Source organism: Arthrobacter sp. 2YAF22_2 (assembly GCF_052114645.1).
GTDB lineage: Bacteria > Actinomycetota > Actinomycetes > Actinomycetales > Micrococcaceae > Arthrobacter.
The window spans coordinates 1-2555 of the sequence record NZ_JBFRFD010000508.1; the positions used below are offsets into that span (position 1 = coordinate 1).

The following is a 2555-nucleotide window of genomic DNA, read 5'->3' on the forward strand; positions in this document are numbered from 1 at the left end:
CGGTACCGCGACGCCGTCGTCATCGCCGTCGGCGTCGGCGACCCCCTCGCCGAGCAGCAGCCGCTAGCTCTGCCGCCGGCCCCGGCGCGGCCGTAAGCAAGCGGACGTAAGCAAAAGGAGGGGCACCCGCGGGTGCCCCTCCTTTCGCGTCCCTTAGCTATTGCGCCTCGTGGTGCCACCGACGCGCCGCCACGCGCCGCCCCCGCCGGCGCTTCGGCGCCGTCAGGCTAGGGCTCGAACTTGTACCCCAGCCCGCGGACGGTGATCAGGTACCGCGGTGCCGAGGGGTCCGGCTCGACCTTGCTGCGGAGCCGCTTGACGTGCACATCCAGGGTCTTGGTGTCGCCCACGTAATCGGAGCCCCAGACCCGGTCGATCAGCTGGCCCCGCGTGAGCACCCGGCCGGAGTTGCGCAGCAGCATCTCGAGCAGCTCGAATTCCTTCAGCGGCAGCGACACCTGCTCGCCCTTGACGCTGACCACGTGCCGCTCGATGTCCATCCGGACCGGACCGGCCTGGACGGTGCTGGCAACCAGTTCCTCGGGTTCGCCGTGGCGGCGCAGGACGGCCCGAACCCGGGCCACCAACTCCCGCGAGGAGTAAGGCTTCGTGACGTAGTCGTCGGCGCCCAGCTCGAGGCCCACCACCTTGTCGATCTCGGCATCCTTGGCGGTCAGCATGATCACCGGGACGGAGGATCGCTGCCGCAGCTGGCGGCACACCTCGGTCCCGGACTGTCCGGGCAACTGCAGGTCCAGCAGGACCAGGTCTGCGCCGTTGCGGTCGAATTCGGTGATGGCGTCGAGGCCGTTGTCCACGACTTCCACCTCGAATCCTTCCTTGCCCAGCAGGTACGAGAGGGGGTCACTGAACGATTCCTCGTCCTCGACAATAAGAATCCGGCTCAAGCGCTAGCTCCTTGCTCATGGACGCCCGCGGCGTCACGTCGTTCTGGTCGTGCGTTCTGTGGGGACCGTCGGGGGTCCGCCGCTGGTTCGTCCTGGCCTTCCATCTCGGGCAGGCGGATGGTGAAGGTGGAGCCCTGCCCGGGCTGGGACCAGAGGGTCACCTCGCCCCCGTGGTTGGCCATCACGTGCTTGACGATGCTCAGGCCCAGTCCGGTGCCGCCGGTGTGGCGGGAGCGCGCGGTATCCACGCGGTAGAAGCGCTCAAAGACGCGTTCCTGGTCCTCGGGGCTGAGGCCCTCGCCCTGGTCAGTCACGGAGACCGCGACCAGGCCGTCCCGGGCCCGCACACCGACGCCCACCTGGGTGTTTTCCGGCGAATACCGGATGGCGTTGTCGATCAGGTTGCGTAGCGCCGTGACGAGCAGGTCCTGGTCGCCGTAGACCATCGCGTCGGCCCGGCCGCCCACCACGATCTCAATATTCTTGCTTTCGGCCGGGAGCTGGGACCGGTCCACGGCCTCGGCGACGACCGTGTTGATGTCCACGGGGTGGGCCTGCTGGGCCACGTTGGCGCCCTGCAGGCGGGAGAGTTCGATGATGTCCTGCACGAGGGCGGCCAGCCGGCTGGATTCCTTGTGCATGCGCCTGGCGAACCGGCGGACGGCTTCCTCGTCGTCGGGCGAGGCTTCCAGGGCCTCCGCCAGCAGCGAGATGGCGCCGACCGGCGTTTTCAGTTCGTGCGAAACGTTGGCCACGAAGTCATTGCGGATCTCTTCCGTGCGGGTGATTTCGGTGCGGTCGTCCGCGAGCAGCAGGATATATTCCTCACCGAGCATCGCCGCCCGGACCTGCACCACAATGGTTCCCGAGCCGAGCGGACCGCGCGGCAGCTCGAGCTGCTTCTCCAGGATGACGCCGTCGCGCCGGACCTTGGCGGTCATCTCCAGCAATTGCTGGTGCACCACGGTGTGCCCGCGGACCAGGCCGTAGGCGTAGGCGGCAGGGCTGGCGCGCACCACGCCGTCGACCGCGTCCACGACGACGAAGGCGCGGCCGACGACGGCGAGCACCTCGGCGGCGCCGTCGGGCAGCGCCGGATCGTCGGTTTCGACGTCGCTGATTTTGCGCTGCTGCTCGCTCACCCGGAAGGCGAGCACGCCAAAGATGCCGAGCGACAGGCCGATCAGTCCCGCGATCACGCCGATGAGCATTGGGTCCACGGCTCCAGCTTATGCGCTGGCGGCCCGCCGGAAATCTAAACGTGTGCGATTGCGGCGCGGGTTCAGCTAACGTTCACCTATAGAGGCGTAACAGTTCACCGGAGACTGGAAGGGTGGCAGGTTGAACGCCGCTACGGTGAAACGAAACGGGCCGGCCACTGCGGTGCTCGGCGACGTTTCCGAGGAAAGGACGCACCCGTGCGCAAGGTTTTTCAGGAAGAGCTCGCCCAGGTGGGTGAGCAGCTCATTGAAATCTCGAAACTCGTCAGCGAGGCCTTCGAGAAGGCCACCACCGCCTTCGAGGGCGCCGACATCGACTTGGCCGAGGACGTCATTGCGGCCGACGCCCGGATCGACTTCCTGCAAAACAGCCTTGACGAGCGGGCCATCGACATCCTCGCGCTGCAGGGCCCGGTGGCCAGCGACC

Annotated in this window: 3 protein-coding genes; 1 reads left to right on the top strand and 2 read right to left on the bottom strand. The window is 67.6% G+C overall.

What is annotated here, in order from left to right:
• Positions 1-227: 227 nt before the first annotated feature.
• Together AB4Y86_RS16535 and AB4Y86_RS16540 are read right to left on the bottom strand one after the other, a co-directional pair.
• Positions 228-908 carry a response regulator gene (locus AB4Y86_RS16535; RefSeq protein ID WP_441403261.1) on the bottom strand — a complete coding sequence of 227 codons (681 nt, stop codon included), beginning with the start codon at positions 906-908 and terminating at the stop codon, positions 228-230.
• A complete protein-coding gene (locus tag AB4Y86_RS16540) occupies positions 905-2119 on the bottom strand; it encodes a sensor histidine kinase (RefSeq protein WP_441403263.1) in 1215 nt (404 codons plus the stop codon). The genes AB4Y86_RS16535 and AB4Y86_RS16540 overlap by 4 nt, the downstream gene beginning before the upstream one ends.
• 207 nt (positions 2120-2326) lie before the next feature.
• Here AB4Y86_RS16540 and AB4Y86_RS16545 point away from each other — a divergent pair.
• On the top strand, positions 2327-2555 hold a 229-nt coding region (locus AB4Y86_RS16545; protein ID WP_441403262.1), incomplete at its 3' end, for a phosphate signaling complex PhoU family protein.